We start from the raw sequence: 16,150 nt of genomic DNA on the forward strand, positions 1-16,150 counted from the left end.
CCTGACAAATAAAGGCGCATAAATTTAAATGATTGTTTGATTAAACTGAATAATCCCATGCATGCCCATCTCGATAAGATCCACACCTTTTTTGCCATTGTCGACAGCGGCAGCTTTACCCGAGCCGCCAGTAATCTCGGCTTGAGCCGCGCGATGGTCAGCCTGCATATCAAAAGCCTGGAACAGTTGCTTGGCGTCACACTGCTGGTACGCAATACCCGTAGCCTCGCCCTCACCGGCCACGGACAGCAGTTTTATCAGGATTTTAAGCTGATTTTCGCTGATATCGACCGTGCGGTATCGCGAGTCGCCACAGAGCATCACTCCCTTTCAGGGGAACTGCGCATCACCTCCACGTGGGAGTATGGCCAGCAGTTCCTGATGCCGCTGGTCAGCGAGTTTTGCCAGCGCCACCCGTTGCTGAAACTGAACTACAGCGTGGGTGCCTCACTGGATGATTTGGTCAGTAATAAACTGGATGTGGCGATAAGACTGGGTGCACTGCGCGACTCATCGCTAAAAAGCCGCAGGCTGGCAGACTATGCCATTTTACTGGTGGCTTCACCTGCTCTGGTAAACCGCTTTCACCCGCAGGATCTGCAGGAGGTTTCCGCCCTGCCCTGGATACACAACAGCAACCTGACTCATCCCGGCCGCTGGACGTTTCGTGGAGCGGATAATTGTCTGTCCGAGCTGAAGTCCGATGCTGCTTATACCGCCAACTCCGCGCAAATCGTCCGCCAGATGGTACTGGCCGGGATGGGCGTCGCGGTGCTGCCGGAATGGCTGGTACGCGAAGATATTGCCGCAGGCAGGCTACAGCATCTGTTTAAGGCGTGGCAGCTGCCGGATCAACCGGTCAGTGCCGTATTTTCCGGGCAGGGGGAAATGCAGCGAAAAACCCGGCTGTTTATCGATTTTCTTTCTCAGAAACTGTCGATGTCGCCGGGTTAGATCAGACCTACAGAGGCATAACGTGTTCTGTACGGCTGAAGCGCTTGCCGTCAGTGCTACTGGTGCGCACCCAGACTTCCCCGTTAACTAGCGGGCGATGGCTGTCGCTGTAGCGCTGCCAGCTGCGCCCCTCATCGATGGAATATTCCACCAAAACCCCCGGTAGCGCGGTATTTGCCTGCAGATAGCTATCGACAATTACCGCACCCGGCTGTGGCAGGCGCCAGGCAATACCGGCTTTGTCGAGCCTGGACAGTTCGCGCTGCCCCAGCAGGTTAGCAAAACGCTGCCAGTCGCGATGCAGAGCCTGCTGGTCAACGTGATGCGTTTTTCCCCCCTGATACTCCCTGCCCTGCTGGTAATCCTGCTCCCACGCGGCGCGGTGCCAGCTGCGTTCGGCTACCGCCAACACCCTTGGAAAAATCATCGATTCAACCTGACCGTCGGTACGAACCGTTTCGCTCCACAGCTGCGCCGACAGACCGTAAGCACCCGGCCACGGCTGTTCCGATTTGGTATCAAAGGTATTGCCGTCGCGGTCAACCGAGGTTTCAGCATTCTGCGGCAGGTTATCCGGCGCGAAGCTAAAGACCTTACGTTCATCGTTATAGCGAGTGCCCCAGTAGTAACCGCGCTCCAGCGGGTTAACCTCTGCAGGGAAGTCGAGGTAGACATAGTCCGGGTTGGAAATTACCACCTGATATCCCTTATTGGCCCAGTCGTTGACGCTGGAAGCTCCGCCCCAGAACAGCGTATCCCAGAAGTTCACCCGCACGTGCTGAGTGGCGAAATCGCTCGCGGCGTTAGCATCCTTAAGACCGTCCTGCCAGGCCTGCATGTCGCCAATACCTTTTTCGGCAACGATCCGGCTGACCTTCAGGCCAAAATAGCTGGGCAGATGTGACAGATCCTCAACTTTACCATCCTTAATAATACGCTGGCAGACTTTAGATTTTGCCCATGGCTTGTCTTCGTGGCTCATATCCTTAATACCCTTTCCGGCCTCAGGATGTCTGATATCGGTGTAGCCCGCTCCAAGATAGATATTTTTCGCCTCATCTCCACCAAAATGCCAGGTGGTCAGCGGCACGCCAGCCTGTTGGTGCATCAGATCGATTTCGGTGATGACCTTATCGGCAAAACGCAGCGATGAATCCAGGCACGGATTCAGGTAGCTGGTGCGATCGTAAAACTGTACCGACGTGGTATTTGAAGTATCGCTGGGATCGCGCAGACGATACTCACCAGCCTCATCCGGCTTGCCTTCGCGCATCAGTCTCTGATAGCGGGCTTCCATAGAGATCACCGCAGCTCGCGCATGAGCTGGCATGTCAATTTCGGGGATCACTTCAATATTCCGCGCCCTGGCATATTTCAGGATTTCAATGTAATCGCTGCGGGTGAAATAGCCGCTGCCGTTGTTGTCGCTGAACGGGCCGGAGCCCAATTGCGGCAGCAGACACTGTTGCTCGGTAAGATCGTGGCAGCGTCTGGCCCCGGTTTCCGTCAGTTCCGGCAGGCCTGGGATTTCAATACGCCAGCCTTCATCGTCGGACAGGTGGAAGTGGAACTTATTCATTTTCATCGCCGCCATTTGATCCAGCAGCCTCAGCACCACCTGCTTGCTGTGGAAGTTACGCGCAACGTCCAGGAACATTCCGCGATACGCAAAGCGCGGCGCATCTTTCACCCGCAGCGCAGCGATTTTTTGCGGACCGGAAGCGGGGACCAGAGACAGTACAGACATCAGACCGTAGTAAACGCCCGCACTGTCATAGCCCACGATGGTGGCTCCCCCCGGCAGGACTTCCAGACGATAGGCACCGGATGCCGCCATGCTGTCGCTAAATCCACGCGAATCGATGCGAGTAGAAACGGGATAACCGCGAGAATTAACCTCAATGCCCATCAGCGCAAAACGCTGCTCGGCGGCGCGAGCCTCATCGGTGTTTAACCCAGACAAATTGAGCAACACACCCCGGCTGAGATCGGCATTCCCGTTTAAGCGGGTTGCTTTCAACGGGGTCGGAAAAATTTCAGCCTGTAGCGCCGCAGCAGGCAGCAAACTCACATCCGCATTTTTGGCAAAGCGGGTTTCGGCCGTCATCAGGACATTTTTATCCCCGGCGAAACGCTTCCAGTTATCGCCAAACGGCTCAACAAACGTCGTCAGATCCTCCGTATTGGTACTGACCATAATCTCCGGTTCCGCCTTACCGGCAGTGACGTACCAGCGCGGCATGATATCGGTAATAAACAGCTGCCAGTACTCGTTGATAATCGGTATCTCAACGGATTCCCCGGCGGCAAATCCTTTGAAGTTACTGGTCGGTTCCAGGCGACTAAGATCGCCGACAATATGCACAATACGGAACTGGTCACTGTCTACTTTGATCGTCTGGTGGACGTTGCTCATCCAGATAGCCCAGTTTTTACTGTTCAGGGCCGGGCCGGGGTTGGTTAACTTGATGGTGGCACGGTTACAGGCGGCCCAGTCGGCCCCCAGTGCGGCACAGTCAACGCCGTGTGCCGCAGCATCATTTTGCGTTACCTGATAACTGACGCCAAACTGGCTGATACGGTGGACGGTTTGCTGGTCGTTGACGCTGTTGCTGCATCCCGCCAGGCCCAGCGTTGCTACCGCGATCGTTGTTGCAATAAATCTCATCCTGTTCCCCTTTGATGTTCTGATTTCCATTAACCCAGGCTCCGCTTAAAAAATAGTAAACGGCGCGGTGACGATAAATTTCACGTCCTTTTCATCCTGAAACATATTGCCGTAGCCCCCTTCGTAGCTCGGAATATTGCTGTGGTTATCGTAGTGGGTGTAGTGCAACCTGAACTGGGTCCCTTTGCCCCAACCCTGCTGAAGCGTATAGAGTAAATCCAGATTCCACGCCGATTCGCGTACGCGTTGATTTTGGTCGAATACAGGGTTGCTGCTGGGTTTGGCATCCCATCCCCAGGCAAATGAAGTCCCCGTTTCCCACCCAGGCAAGTGAAGGCCATCCAGCTCAACCATCACGCCGGCGAACACGGCTTTTTCACCGTTGGCATTCCAGTCAGAACGCGAATCCCACCAGACATCCAGGCGACCATTCGAACTGGCATAGGATGGGGTCATACGCTGAAGGAAGTAGCCCTGATTACCGTCAGCTTTGACCCAGGTGCCTTCCAGGCGGAATTTAAACGGACCGGTGCGATAACCCACGGTGAGCGCCTGCAGCCAGGCAAGACCGGAATAGACATCGTTAACGTTTGCTGCACCGCCGTGCTCGCGATCGTGTGCACCATAAAACTGCCAGCTGGTTTCCAGATCGTTGCCCATCAGCGGTACGGCATAGCTGGCCTTAGTAAAGAACTGGTCCATGTAACTGTCCGCCTGCCCCAACGCGGCTTCCAACTGCCACTTATTTTCCGAAGAGAATTTAGCGCCGAGCGAGTGCATGTAATCCAGCTTTGTTGTGCCGTCCGCCTTACGGAAGTCATACATATGCTGATACCACGGCGCTTTATATTTATCGGACCACATATAAGAAACGGACAGATTGCCCAGCGACGTAAAGTGCCCTGTCGTCCCTACTTCCACCGCGCGATAAGTCCCCGGCAGCAGGCTCCAGTGCGGCGACATCAGCGTCTGCCCACTGGGCTGCAGATATCCCATGCGCAGCCAGCTATCGCTATATTTCATTTTTAACGCTGCTTTATAGAGACTTACGCCGTTTCTGTCGCCGCTCCAGGGTTCATCCCAACGGCTGTCACCGTCGCTGAAGCCGATTTCGTTCGGCGCTCCGGGACCTTTGTTAGACAGCTCTACTGCGGTAAACGCCGCCAGATCTATGCCGATCCAATCACCGGCAAACCCTGAGGAAAAATCGAGGTTGACGTTGATTGTCGAGTGGTGAAGATTTGAGGTGTACTGTTTATACTTTTCGCTGTCCGGCTGCAGATCTTTGCGCTCACGATGGCGCTGCCAGTAATAAACGCCGCCGGCCAGCGAGGAATCATCAATAAAACCGCTGGCGACCGCGGGCATATTGACCAGAACGGCACTTGAACCAGTGATAATAGCTAAAATAGTACTAAGTGCTTTAGTAAGCACGGCTTTGCGCTGCATTGAAAAATCCTTTTATCCCAGAAAAAATCCATCTATGTCAGTAAATTACTATCAGTTAAATCTCAGCCAGCTGAATCCAGAACCAGCTAATTATTGGATTAGGATATTTTTCGCATCGCGAATTATCAATCGATTAAAACAGCAAAAAGTGCAAAGTATGATCGACAGCACATTTAATGAATGTAAATCAATGAGGGTAATGTTAAGGCGAAAAAAAAGGGCGAATCATCGCCCTTTTATTAAAACAGAATCGGTTAGTCGCCGATTTTAGCCCAGGTATCACGCAGGCCTACGGTACGGTTAAATACCAGATTATTGGCTGAAGAATAAACGCTGTCGGCACAGAAATAGCCTTCACGCTCAAACTGATACGCCGCTGAAGCTTCCGCTTTCTGCATACCCGGCTCGACGAAACCGTGACGGATCACCAGAGATTCCGGGTTGATGCTGGCAAGGAAATCTTCCGCTGCCGCCGGGTTTGGCACGCTAAACAGGCGATCGTACAGACGGAACTCTGCCGGTAGCGCATGCACGGCGGAAACCCAGTGGATCACGCCTTTCACCTTACGGCCGTCAGCGGGATCTTTGCTCAGGGTATCAACATCGCAGGTGCAGAACAGGCAGGTAATATTGCCGTCTTCATCCTTCGCCACGCGCTCGGCTTTAATCACATAGGCGTTACGCAGGCGAACTTCTTTACCCAGCACCAGACGCTTATACTGCTTGTTCGCTTCCTCACGGAAATCGGCGCGATCGATATAGATCTCACGGCTGAACGGAACTTCACGGGTGCCCATTTCCGGCTTGTTCGGGTGGTTCGGCATGCTAATCATCTCTTCATGATGAGCAGGCAGGTTTTCAATCACCAGTTTAACCGGGTCCAGCACCGCCATCGCGCGCGGGGCGTTTTCGTTGAGATCGTCACGAATACAGGATTCGAGAGCGGCCATCTCAACATTGTTGTCCTGCTTGGTCACACCGATACGGCGGCAGAACTCACGGATTGACTCCGCGCTATAACCACGACGGCGCAGACCGGAAACGGTCAGCATGCGCGGATCGTCCCAGCCCTCAACCACGTTCTCGCTCACCAGCTGGCTTAGCTTGCGCTTCGACATAATGGCGTATTCAAGATTCAGGCGAGAGAACTCATACTGACGCGGGTGAACCGGGATAGTGATGTTATCCAGCACCCAGTCATACAGGCGGCGGTTGTCCTGGAATTCCAGCGTACACAGGGAATGGGTAATTCCTTCCAGCGCATCAGAAATACAGTGCGTAAAGTCGTACATCGGATAGATGCACCACTTAGAACCGGTCTGATGGTGGTCCGCGAATTTAATGCGGTACAGCACCGGATCGCGCATCACGATAAAGTTTGACGCCATATCGATTTTGGCACGCAGGCAAGCTTTCCCTTCTTCAAAACCGCCGCTGCGCATTTTCTCGAACAGCGCCAGGTTCTCTTCTACGCTGCGATCGCGATAAGGGCTGTTTTTGCCCGGCGCGGTCAGGCTGCCGCGGTATTCACGGATTTGCTCCGGTGAGAGTTCATCCACATACGCCAGCCCTTTTTCGATCAGTTCTACCGCATAGTTGTGCAGCTGGTCGAAATAGTCAGATGAGTAACGCACCTCGCCGCTCCATTCGAAGCCGAGCCACTGCACGTCACGCTTAATTGACTCAACGAACTCCAGATCTTCCTTCACCGGGTTAGTATCATCAAAACGCAGATTGCACTGACCCTGGTAATCATTCGCGATACCAAAGTTCAGGCAGATCGACTTAGCGTGGCCAATATGCAGGTAGCCGTTTGGCTCAGGCGGGAAGCGGGTATGCACGCTCTTGTGCTTACCGGACGCCAGATCTTCGTCGATAATCTGACGAATAAAGTTCGTTGGGCGGGCTTCAGCCTCACTCATCTCAATTTCCTCAATTAATGCCTGGAATAAATTCGCTACGAAATAACGGAGTATGATCCACAAAGCGGGGGACTGAGACAACCGTTTGTTACGGAAATCCAATAAAAAAAGGGCGGGAATTGCTCGCCGCCCTTTCTGCTTACGCTAGTATCGTATTTTAGCCATTAATCTCGTAGATACGGCTCTCACCGGCAACCACGGTATCGCCTGCCAGCAGCGTTAATCCGGAGAAGTCCTCGATGTTGCTGACCACGACCGGGCTTATCATCGAACGGGCATTAGCCTCAAGGAAAGCCAGATCCATCTCCAGCACCGGCTGACCGGCAACCACATGAGCACCCTCTTCCACCAGTCGGGTAAAACCTTTACCCTGCAACGCAACGGTATCCAGCCCCATGTGCACCACGATTTCCGCCCCTTTCTCCGTTTCCAGGCAGAAGGCATGATTGGTGTTAAAGATTTTCACCAACGTACCGCTGGCTGGCGCAACAACGGTGCTACTGGTGGGTTTGATCGCCAGACCGTCACCTACCGCTTTACTGGCAAAGGCTTCATCAGGCACCTGATCAATCGCCACAACGGTACCGCTCACCGGTGCCACCAGCGTACCAACAATCCCTTTGCTGGCGTTCGGCACGGCCTGCGGCGCAGCAGGTGCTGCAGGAGCGACTGGCGTAGCGGTAGCCGCTGCCGCCGCGACAGGTCCTTTAGCAATCAGTTTTTTCATGCTTTCAGCGATGGATTCCGCTTTCGCACCCACGATCACCTGAATCGTCTGTTTGTTCAGCCGAACAATACCGGATGCGCCCAGGCGCTTACAGGCCGCATCGTTAACCAGTCCGGCATCTTTCACCGACAGGCGCAGACGAGTGATACAGGCATCTATGACATTGAGGTTATCGGAACCGCCAACTGCCCCGATATACTGACGGGAAAGCTGCTCCATCCCCTCTTCGGTATTGCTGTTGGCCTCTTCTTCTACCACCAGGTCAGATGCATCCTCGCGGCCCGGCGTTTTCAGGTTCATCAGGCGGATGACGGCACTGAACAGCACAAAGTAAATCACGAAGGCAACAACACCCATCACCAGCAGCATCCAAACGTTCTTACTGGCGGCAGGCAGATTGTACATTAACGCATAGTCGATGGCGCCCGCAGAGAAGGAGAAACCGGCATGAATACCCAGCAGCGTGGCAACAAACAGGCTGATGCCGGTTAGCAATGCGTGGATCAGATACAGCATTGGTGCCAGGAACATGAACAGGAATTCAAGCGGCTCGGTTACACCGGTCAGGAAAGCCGTTACCGCAACGGACAGCAGCATACCGCCAACCATTGGACGACGCTCTTTTGGTGCGGCCATATACATCGCCAGCGCGGCGCCCGGCAGACCGAACATCATGATCGGGAAGAAGCCCGACATAAACATCCCTGCGGTGCCATCACCGGCGTAGAAACGGTTGATATCGCCGTGGAAGACGGTGCCTGCTGCGTTGGTGAATTCACCAATCTGGAACCAGGCAATGGTATTCAGCACCTGATGCAGACCGGTAGGGATCAGCAGACGGTTAACGAAGCCGAACACGCCTGCCCCGAATGCACCTTCTGCCACAATCCACTCACCACCGGCGTGAATCGCGTTCTGAACCGGCGGCCAGACATAGCCAAAAATGGCTGCCAGCACCAGACAGAAGAAGCCCGTCGCGATTGGCACAAAGCGCTTGCCGCCAAAGAAACTGAGGAAGTCAGGCAGTTTGATGTCGGCCCAGCGGTTATAGGTTGCGCCCGCGACCAGACCGGTGATGATCCCGGCCAGCACGCCCATGTTGATCGCGGGATTGATGGTGACCATCGCTTTAGTCAGGATGAAATAACCGACTGCACCAGCCAGCGCAGCCGCACCGGCATTATCTTTTGACCAGGTTGACGCCACGCCGATGGCGAAGATTAGCGCCAGGTTATCGAAGATTGCACCACCGCCCTGCGCGATGAACGGCATATTCAGTAAATCAGGCTGACCAAAGCGCAGCATCAGTGCAGCAACCGGTAGTACGGCTATCGGCAGCTGTAGCGAACGCCCCAATCGTTGAAAGAATCCTAAAATATTCACCTTTTCCCCCTTTGAACCCGTTAAGGTGCCAGAAATCGTTTATTTTTTTACGGTCTTCTGCAGTCTGAGTGACAGTATACACCACAGCCACAAGTGTAAAAAAAATTAATTCGCTTCGCAAATTATATCGCTACTTATGTGACTAAAATCACCAAAAACAGCATTTTTGTAACCATTACACTGGTCAACAGAACAAACTTATTTTATGATACGAAAAATCAAAACGGACTTATCCCTCTGTTATCTGTTCGTAATCACGTTACGATAATTCTTAACTAGCAGAGCAGCGTTTTCAGACCCATTTCATATTGCGCAATTGACGAGGTTCATCATGAGACTGATTCCACTGGCAACATCTCCTCAGGTCGGCAAGTGGGCAGCACGCCACATTGTTAACCGCATTAATAACTTTAAGCCTACCGCAGAGCGCCCTTTCGTTCTCGGCCTGCCGACCGGCGGCACTCCACTGGAAGCCTATAAACACCTTATTGATATGCATAAAGCGGGCCAGGTTAGCTTCAAACATGTTGTTACGTTCAATATGGACGAATATGTAGGTCTGCCAAAAGAGCACCCTGAAAGCTATCACAGCTTTATGCACCGTAATTTTTTCGATCACGTTGATATTCAAAGCGAAAACATTAATCTTCTCAATGGTAATGCGCCTGATATTGACGCAGAATGTCGTCAGTATGAGGAAAAAATTCGTGCTTACGGCAAAATCCATCTGTTTATGGGTGGCGTAGGCAACGACGGACACATCGCCTTTAACGAACCCGCATCCTCTCTGGCTTCACGTACCCGCATTAAAACGCTGACCCACGATACCCGTATCGCCAACTCGCGTTTCTTCGGTGGCGATGTGGATCAGGTACCTAAATACGCGCTAACCGTGGGCGTCGGTACGCTGCTTGATGCAGAGGAAGTAATGATTCTGGTTACCGGGCACCTGAAAGCCCATGCCCTGAAAGCGGCCGTTGAAGGCAACGTGAATCATATGTGGACCATTAGCTGCCTGCAGCTGCATGCTAAATCCGTTGTTGTCTGCGATGAGCCAGCGACCATGGAATTGAAAGTGAAGACCGTGAAGTACTTCCGCGAAATGGAAGCGGAAAATATCACCGGTCTGTGATGCCGGGAGCTAAGCCTCCCCTTCACCGATCGCATCCGGCCAAACGCGGTTTCGTTAACGCTGGCCGGATCGTACCAGCATTAAAAGTCAGGAGAATGACTATGTACGCTTTAACACAGGGTCGCATTTATACCGGCCATGAAGTCCTCGACGGGCACGCAGTGGTGATCGCTGACGGCCTGATCGACCGTGTTTGCCCGCAGGGCGATGTGCCTGCCGGTATTGAAATCCGTGACGTCAACGGTGCCATTATTGCCCCTGGCTTTATCGATCTGCAGCTTAACGGCTGTGGCGGCGTGCAGTTCAATGATGATCCTGCTGCAATCAGCGTTGAAACGCTGAATATTATGCAGAAAGCGAATGAAAAATCAGGCTGCACCAGTTTCCTGCCGACGCTTATCACCAGCACGGACGAGCTGATGAAGCGTGCGGTTGAAGTGATGCGGGCCTGGCTGGCACAAAACAGCAATCAGGCGTTGGGTCTGCACCTGGAAGGTCCGTGGCTCAACCCGCTGAAGAAAGGTACACACAACCCGGCACTGATTCGTGCACCGTATAAAGCGCTGGTCGACTTCCTGTGTGAAAATGCCGACGTTATTACCAAGATCACCCTCGCCCCTGAAAAAGTGGGCACGGAAGTGATCCGCCAGCTGCGCGCGGCCGGAATCGTGATTTCCGCCGGGCATTCTCACGCCACGTATGACGAAGCGCGCAGCGGCATCTCCGCGGGCGTCACTTTTGCGACCCACCTATACAACGCAATGCCAACCACCACCGGCCGTGAGCCGGGTTTGATCGGTGCACTGTTTGATTCACCGGATGTCTGGTGTGGCGTGATTGCCGACGGTTTACACGTTCATTTCGCCAACATTCGGAATGCAAAACGCATCAAAGGCGACAAGCTGGTACTGGTTACCGATGCCACCGCACCGGCAGGCGCTAATATTGACCAGTTCATTTTTGCTGGCAAAACAATATACTATCGTAACGGGCTGTGCGTTGATGAGAACGGCACGCTGAGTGGTTCTGCGCTAACTATGATTGAAGCTGTCGAGAACAGCGTCGAACATGTTGGTATCGCTCTGGATGAAACGCTCCGTATGGCAACGCTTTATCCCGCCCGTGCAATGGGGGTTGATAATCAGTTAGGGTCAATTGAAGCCGGAAAAGTGGCGAACCTGACGGTATTCACCCGCGACTATAAAATCACCCGGACCATCGTTAATGGTAACGAGGTCTTTAGCGAGTAGATATTTAATGACCACTGGCGGCCAGGCCCAAATTGGAAATGTTGATCTTGTTAAACAACTGAATAGCGCAGCCGTATACCGGCTCATCGATCAGCAAGGGCCGATATCGCGCATTCAGATTGCCGAACACAGCCAGCTTGCACCCGCCAGCGTCACCAAGATCACCCGGCAGCTCATTGAACGCGGGCTGATCAAAGAAGTTGAGCAGCAGGCTTCAACCGGCGGCCGCCGGGCAATATCGATTGTCAGCGAAACCCGTGGCTTCAACACCATTGGCGTTCGCCTTGGCCGTAACGATGCCACGCTGACCCTGTTCGATCTCAGCGGCAAATCGCTGGCGGAAGAGCACTACCCTTTGCCAGAGCGCAGCCAGGAAACGCTGGAAAATGCGCTGTTTAATGCCATCGCCGCCTTCCATGAGCAGCATCAGCGCAAGCTGCGCGAACTCATCGCGATCTCGGTTATTCTTCCCGGTCTGGTCGATCCGAAGAACGGTGTGATCCGCTATATGCCGCATATCAGCGTCAGTCACTGGCCGCTGGTCGCCAACCTCGAAAAACGCTTTAACGTCACCAGTTTTGTCGGACATGACATCCGCAGCCTGGCCCTGGCGGAGCACTATTTTGGTGCCTCGCGCGACTGCGCAGACTCCATCCTGGTGCGCGTTCATCGCGGAACGGGGGCGGGAATCATCGCCAACGGGCATATCTTCCTCGGTAGTAACGGTAATGTCGGTGAGCTGGGGCATATCCAGGTCGATCCGCTGGGAGAGCGCTGCCACTGTGGCAACTTTGGCTGTCTGGAAACCATTGCCGCTAATAGTGCGATTGAAAATCGCGTACGGCATCTGCTGACGCAGGGCTATCCGAGCAGCCTGAGTCTGGATAATTGCCAGATCCAGCATATTTGCAGTGCCGCCAATCGCGGCGATGCGCTGGCCGCCGAGGTTATCGAACATGTGGGCCGACATCTGGGTAAAGCGATTGCCATTGCGATTAACCTGTTTAACCCGCAGAAAATTGTTATCGCCGGTGAAATAACCGAGGCCGATAAGGTCCTGCTACCCGCGATTGAAAGCTGCATCAATACCCAGGCGCTAAAAGCGTTCCGAAAAAATCTGCCGGTAGTACGCTCAGAGATCGATCATCGCTCGGCTATCGGCGCCTTTGCGCTGGCAAAACGGGCGATGCTTAACGGCATCCTGCTGCAGCGACTTCTGGAAGCGTAATCAAGGACAGTAAGTGCATGACGATTAAGAACGTAATTTGCGATATTGATGGCGTATTAATGCATGACAATACTGCCGTACCCGGGGCTCGCGAGTTCCTGCAGCGGATCATGGGAAATAATATGCCGCTGGTGGTACTGACCAACTACCCGTCACAAACCGCCATGGATCTGGCCAACCGCTTTGCCTCCGCGGGTATAGACCTCCCGGACAGCGTCTTTTATACCTCTGCCATGGCTACCGCCGATTTTCTTAAGCGCCAGGAAGGGAAAAAAGCCTATGTCGTCGGTGAAGGCGCACTGATTCATGAGCTGTATAAAGCCGGGTTTACGATTACCGATATCAACCCGGATTTTGTGATCGTCGGCGAGACGCGTTCCTTTAACTGGGACATGATGCACAAAGCCGCCTTCTTTGTGGCTAACGGTGCGCGCTTTATTGCCACCAACCCCGACAGCCATGGTCACGGGCACTCCCCTGCCTGCGGCGCGCTCTGTGCAGGGATTGAACGCATCTCCGGCCGGCAGCCTTTCTACGTCGGTAAGCCCAGCCCGTGGATTATGCGTGCCGCACTGAATAAGATGCAGGCCCATTCAGAGGAAACGGTTATCGTTGGCGATAACCTGCGCACCGATATTCTGGCCGGATTCCAGGCCGGACTGGAAACCATACTGGTGCTTAGCGGCGTTTCCAGCCTCAGCGATATTGACGCCATGCCCTTCCGACCGACATGGGTTTATCCCTCCGTCGCGGATATCGACATATTTTAATCCCCAGCCCGGTTAACGCCGGGCTTTATACTTCCATATCGCGCAAAATTCATCCGCTTTTTGCCATCTTTTGCTGATTCAACAATAAAAACACCAATTAATTGAATAATCATCAAGGATAAGGCCAGGTCAACAAGCTATTTTTCAGGTATTGGCTAAATTGCTTGCATAGTCTGCTCTGTTAGCGCATTTTCTTATACATCAGGCGGCAACTCTCGCCTCAAACCAATATCAATACCGCAAGGTAAGTCGTTTAGGGAGCTGTGTATGTGTTCTATTTTTGGTGTACTCGATCTGAAAACCGATCCTACTGAACTGCGTAAGAAAGCGCTGGAGCTTTCTCGCCTGATGCGCCACCGTGGCCCGGACTGGTCTGGCATTTATGCCGATGACTATGCCATCCTGGCACACGAGCGTCTGTCGATCGTTGACGTGAACAATGGCGCACAGCCACTGTACAACGCTGCGCACACCCACGTTCTGGCGGTTAACGGCGAGATTTACAACCATCAGGCACTGCGCGCTGAACTGAGCGACCGCTATGAATTCCAGACGGATTCCGACTGCGAAGTGATCCTCGCGCTGTATCAGGAAAAAGGTATCGACTTCCTCGACGATCTGCAGGGCATGTTCGCCTTTATTCTGTATGACACAGAGAAGAAAACCTGGCTGATCGGCCGTGACCATATCGGCATCATTCCGCTGTATATGGGCAACGATGAGCACGGTAACCTGTACGTCGCTTCTGAAATGAAGGCGCTGGTGCCGGTTTGCCGCACAATCAAAGAGTTCCCGGCGGGCAGCTATATGTCCAGCACCGACGGTGAAATCAAACGCTACTGGCAGCGTGACTGGTTCGACTATGCCGCAGTGGCTAACAACACCACCGATGCAGCGGCTCTGAAAGGCGCGCTGGAAGAGTCAGTAAAAAGCCACCTGATGTCAGATGTGCCTTACGGCGTTCTGCTGTCCGGCGGTCTGGATTCCTCCATCATTTCAGCGGTAACCAAGAAATTTGCTGCCAAGCGCGTAGAAGATCACGACAAGAGCGAAGCCTGGTGGCCACAGCTGCACTCCTTCGCTGTGGGCTTGGAAGGTTCACCGGATCTCAAAGCCGCAAAAGCCGTGGCTGAGCATCTGGGTACCGTGCACCATGAGATTCACTTCACTGTGCAGGAAGGTCTGGATGCGATTCGCGATGTGATTTATCACATTGAAACCTATGACGTGACCACCATTCGTGCATCCACTCCGATGTATCTGATGTCACGTAAGATCAAAGCGATGGGCATCAAGATGGTGCTGTCCGGCGAAGGTGCGGACGAAGTCTTCGGCGGCTACCTGTACTTCCATAAGGCACCAAACGCACAGGAGTTCCACGAGGAGAACGTGCGTAAACTGCATGCGCTGCACATGTTTGACTGTGCGCGTGCCAACAAGGCGATGTCAGCCTGGGGCGTGGAAGCTCGCGTACCGTTCCTGGACAAGAAATTCCTTGATGTGGCAATGCGCATCAACCCGGAAGACAAAATGTGCGGCAGCAACGGCAAAATGGAAAAACACATCCTGCGTGAGTGTTTTGAATCCTACCTGCCGGCAAGCGTAGCATGGCGCCAGAAAGAGCAGTTCTCTGACGGCGTTGGTTACAGCTGGATTGATACCCTGAAAGAAGTCGCGGCAGAGCAGATTAGCGACCAGCAGCTGCAAACCGCACACTTCCGCTTCCCGTACAACACGCCAACCTCTAAAGAGGCGTATCTGTACCGTGAAATCTTTGAAGAGCTGTTCCCGGTACCAAGCGCGGCTGAATGCGTTCCGGGTGGTCCTTCAGTTGCCTGCTCGTCGGCTAAGGCCATCGAATGGGATGAAGCGTTCAAAACCATGGACGATCCGTCAGGACGTGCGGTTGGCGTGCACCAGGCAGCCTACTAATCCTTACCGTTTCACAAATACTTACGGGCCTTTATGGCCCGTTTTTTTTTGCCATAACGCTGTTTAGACTCAGAATTCGTCGATTTTATCGACATAATGGTCACAAGCCATGCAAACAACACGTTTATGGCAAAAAACGGGAAAAAACTAGTTGACGCTTTTGGGCCAACTCCGCATAATGCGCCCCGCAACGCCGATGAAGGTGACGCAAAAAAAAGAAGGCTACTTAGCTCAGCTGGTTAGAGCACAGCACTCATAATGCTGGGGTCACAGGTTCGATTCCCGTAGTAGCCACCACTTCTTTTTGCGCGGGAGTGGCGAAATTGGTAGACGCACCAGATTTAGGTTCTGGCGCCGCAAGGTGTGCGAGTTCAAGTCTCGCCTCCCGCACCATTTCCGACAGAGGTTTGCAACAAGGATGGGGTATCGCCAAGCGGTAAGGCACCGGTTTTTGATACCGGCATTCCCTGGTTCGAATCCAGGTACCCCAGCCAGTTTTTTGTAGTAAGATGTGAAGTTCTGACTGTCGTGTTATCACGATGCGGACATTGGGATATCGCCAAGCGGTAAGGCACCGGTTTTTGATACCGGCATTCCCTGGTTCGAATCCAGGTATCCCAGCCAGTTAGAAAGTTGTAAAGCAATAATGTACGGCTACTTAGCTCAGCTGGTTAGAGCACAGCACTCATAATGCTGGGGTCACAGGTTCGATTCCCGTAGTAGCCACCAAATTAT

Annotated in this window: 10 protein-coding genes and 5 tRNA genes; 11 read left to right on the forward strand and 4 right to left on the reverse strand. The window is 53.3% G+C overall.

Features of this window, described 5'->3' with window-relative positions:
• Positions 1-57: 57 nt before the first annotated feature.
• A complete protein-coding gene (locus tag OMR58_RS19930) occupies positions 58-954 on the forward strand; it encodes a LysR family transcriptional regulator (RefSeq protein ID WP_264546755.1) in 897 nt (298 codons plus the stop codon).
• 7 nt (positions 955-961) lie between these two features.
• On the opposite strand, the gene OMR58_RS19935 is transcribed toward OMR58_RS19930, so the two are convergent.
• From OMR58_RS19935 to nagE, 4 genes are all read right to left on the reverse strand, one after another.
• Complete coding sequence (locus OMR58_RS19935; RefSeq protein ID WP_264546756.1) at positions 962-3,622, reverse strand: beta-N-acetylhexosaminidase; 2,661 nt, start codon at positions 3,620-3,622, stop codon at positions 962-964.
• Positions 3,623-3,667: 45 nt separating this feature from the next.
• Entirely contained in the window at positions 3,668-5,071 is a 1,404-nt protein-coding gene (chiP, locus tag OMR58_RS19940; RefSeq protein ID WP_264546757.1) for a chitoporin ChiP, read from the reverse strand.
• A gap of 254 nt (positions 5,072-5,325) precedes the next feature.
• Positions 5,326-6,993 (reverse strand): glutamine--tRNA ligase, encoded by a 1,668-nt coding sequence (glnS, locus tag OMR58_RS19945; RefSeq protein ID WP_105591057.1) that lies wholly within the window; start codon positions 6,991-6,993, stop codon positions 5,326-5,328.
• A 157-nt stretch (positions 6,994-7,150) separates the two neighbouring features.
• Positions 7,151-9,103 (reverse strand): PTS N-acetyl glucosamine transporter subunit IIABC, encoded by a 1,953-nt coding sequence (gene nagE / locus OMR58_RS19950; RefSeq protein WP_264546758.1) that lies wholly within the window; start codon positions 9,101-9,103, stop codon positions 7,151-7,153.
• Between the two features lie 331 nt (positions 9,104-9,434).
• On the opposite strand from nagE, the gene nagB reads away from it, so the two are divergent.
• The 10 genes from nagB to OMR58_RS20000 all read left to right on the forward strand — a co-directional run bounded on the left by nagB (position 9,435) and on the right by OMR58_RS20000 (position 16,144).
• Positions 9,435-10,235: a glucosamine-6-phosphate deaminase gene (nagB, locus tag OMR58_RS19955; protein ID WP_105591055.1), complete on the forward strand. Its 801-nt coding sequence runs from the start codon at positions 9,435-9,437 to the stop codon at positions 10,233-10,235.
• Between the two features lie 101 nt (positions 10,236-10,336).
• A complete protein-coding gene (gene nagA, locus OMR58_RS19960; RefSeq protein ID WP_264546759.1) occupies positions 10,337-11,485 on the forward strand; it encodes an N-acetylglucosamine-6-phosphate deacetylase in 1,149 nt (382 codons plus the stop codon).
• A gap of 7 nt (positions 11,486-11,492) precedes the next feature.
• The gene (gene nagC, locus OMR58_RS19965; RefSeq protein WP_105591053.1) at positions 11,493-12,713 is read left to right on the forward strand and encodes a DNA-binding transcriptional regulator NagC; all 1,221 of its coding nucleotides are present in this window, start codon (positions 11,493-11,495) and stop codon (positions 12,711-12,713) included.
• 17 nt (positions 12,714-12,730) lie between these two features.
• A complete protein-coding gene (locus OMR58_RS19970; RefSeq protein ID WP_105591052.1) occupies positions 12,731-13,483 on the forward strand; it encodes an HAD-IIA family hydrolase in 753 nt (250 codons plus the stop codon).
• A 267-nt stretch (positions 13,484-13,750) separates the two neighbouring features.
• On the forward strand, positions 13,751-15,415 hold the full coding sequence (asnB, locus tag OMR58_RS19975) for an asparagine synthase B (RefSeq protein WP_105591051.1): 1,665 nt from the start codon (positions 13,751-13,753) through the stop codon (positions 15,413-15,415).
• Between the two features lie 220 nt (positions 15,416-15,635).
• Positions 15,636-15,712: transfer RNA gene (locus OMR58_RS19980), tRNA-Met, on the forward strand.
• 11 nt (positions 15,713-15,723) lie between these two features.
• Positions 15,724-15,808 (forward strand) — tRNA-Leu (locus OMR58_RS19985).
• Positions 15,809-15,834: 26 nt separating this feature from the next.
• Positions 15,835-15,909 (forward strand) — tRNA-Gln (locus OMR58_RS19990).
• 55 nt (positions 15,910-15,964) lie between these two features.
• Positions 15,965-16,039: transfer RNA gene (locus OMR58_RS19995), tRNA-Gln, on the forward strand.
• A gap of 28 nt (positions 16,040-16,067) precedes the next feature.
• Positions 16,068-16,144: transfer RNA gene (locus OMR58_RS20000), tRNA-Met, on the forward strand.
• Positions 16,145-16,150: the final 6 nt, after the last annotated feature.

Source organism: Erwinia sp. INIA01, assembly GCF_025947915.1.
GTDB classification, from domain to species: Bacteria; Pseudomonadota; Gammaproteobacteria; order Enterobacterales; family Enterobacteriaceae; genus Erwinia; species Erwinia coffeiphila.

Bases quoted from the DNA above. Each gene is read 5' to 3' on its own strand.
- OMR58_RS19930 (WP_264546755.1), top strand. From the start codon at position 58: ATGCATGCCCATCTCGATAAGATCCACACCTTTTTTGCCATTGTCGAC.
- OMR58_RS19935 (WP_264546756.1), bottom strand. From the start codon at position 3,622: ATGAGATTTATTGCAACAACGATCGCGGTAGCAACGCTGGGCCTGGCG.
- chiP (WP_264546757.1), bottom strand. From the start codon at position 5,071: ATGCAGCGCAAAGCCGTGCTTACTAAAGCACTTAGTACTATTTTAGCT.
- glnS (WP_105591057.1), bottom strand. From the start codon at position 6,993: ATGAGTGAGGCTGAAGCCCGCCCAACGAACTTTATTCGTCAGATTATC.
- nagB (WP_105591055.1), top strand. From the start codon at position 9,435: ATGAGACTGATTCCACTGGCAACATCTCCTCAGGTCGGCAAGTGGGCA.
- nagA (WP_264546759.1), top strand. From the start codon at position 10,337: ATGTACGCTTTAACACAGGGTCGCATTTATACCGGCCATGAAGTCCTC.
- nagC (WP_105591053.1), top strand. From the start codon at position 11,493: ATGACCACTGGCGGCCAGGCCCAAATTGGAAATGTTGATCTTGTTAAA.
- OMR58_RS19970 (WP_105591052.1), top strand. From the start codon at position 12,731: ATGACGATTAAGAACGTAATTTGCGATATTGATGGCGTATTAATGCAT.
- asnB (WP_105591051.1), top strand. From the start codon at position 13,751: ATGTGTTCTATTTTTGGTGTACTCGATCTGAAAACCGATCCTACTGAA.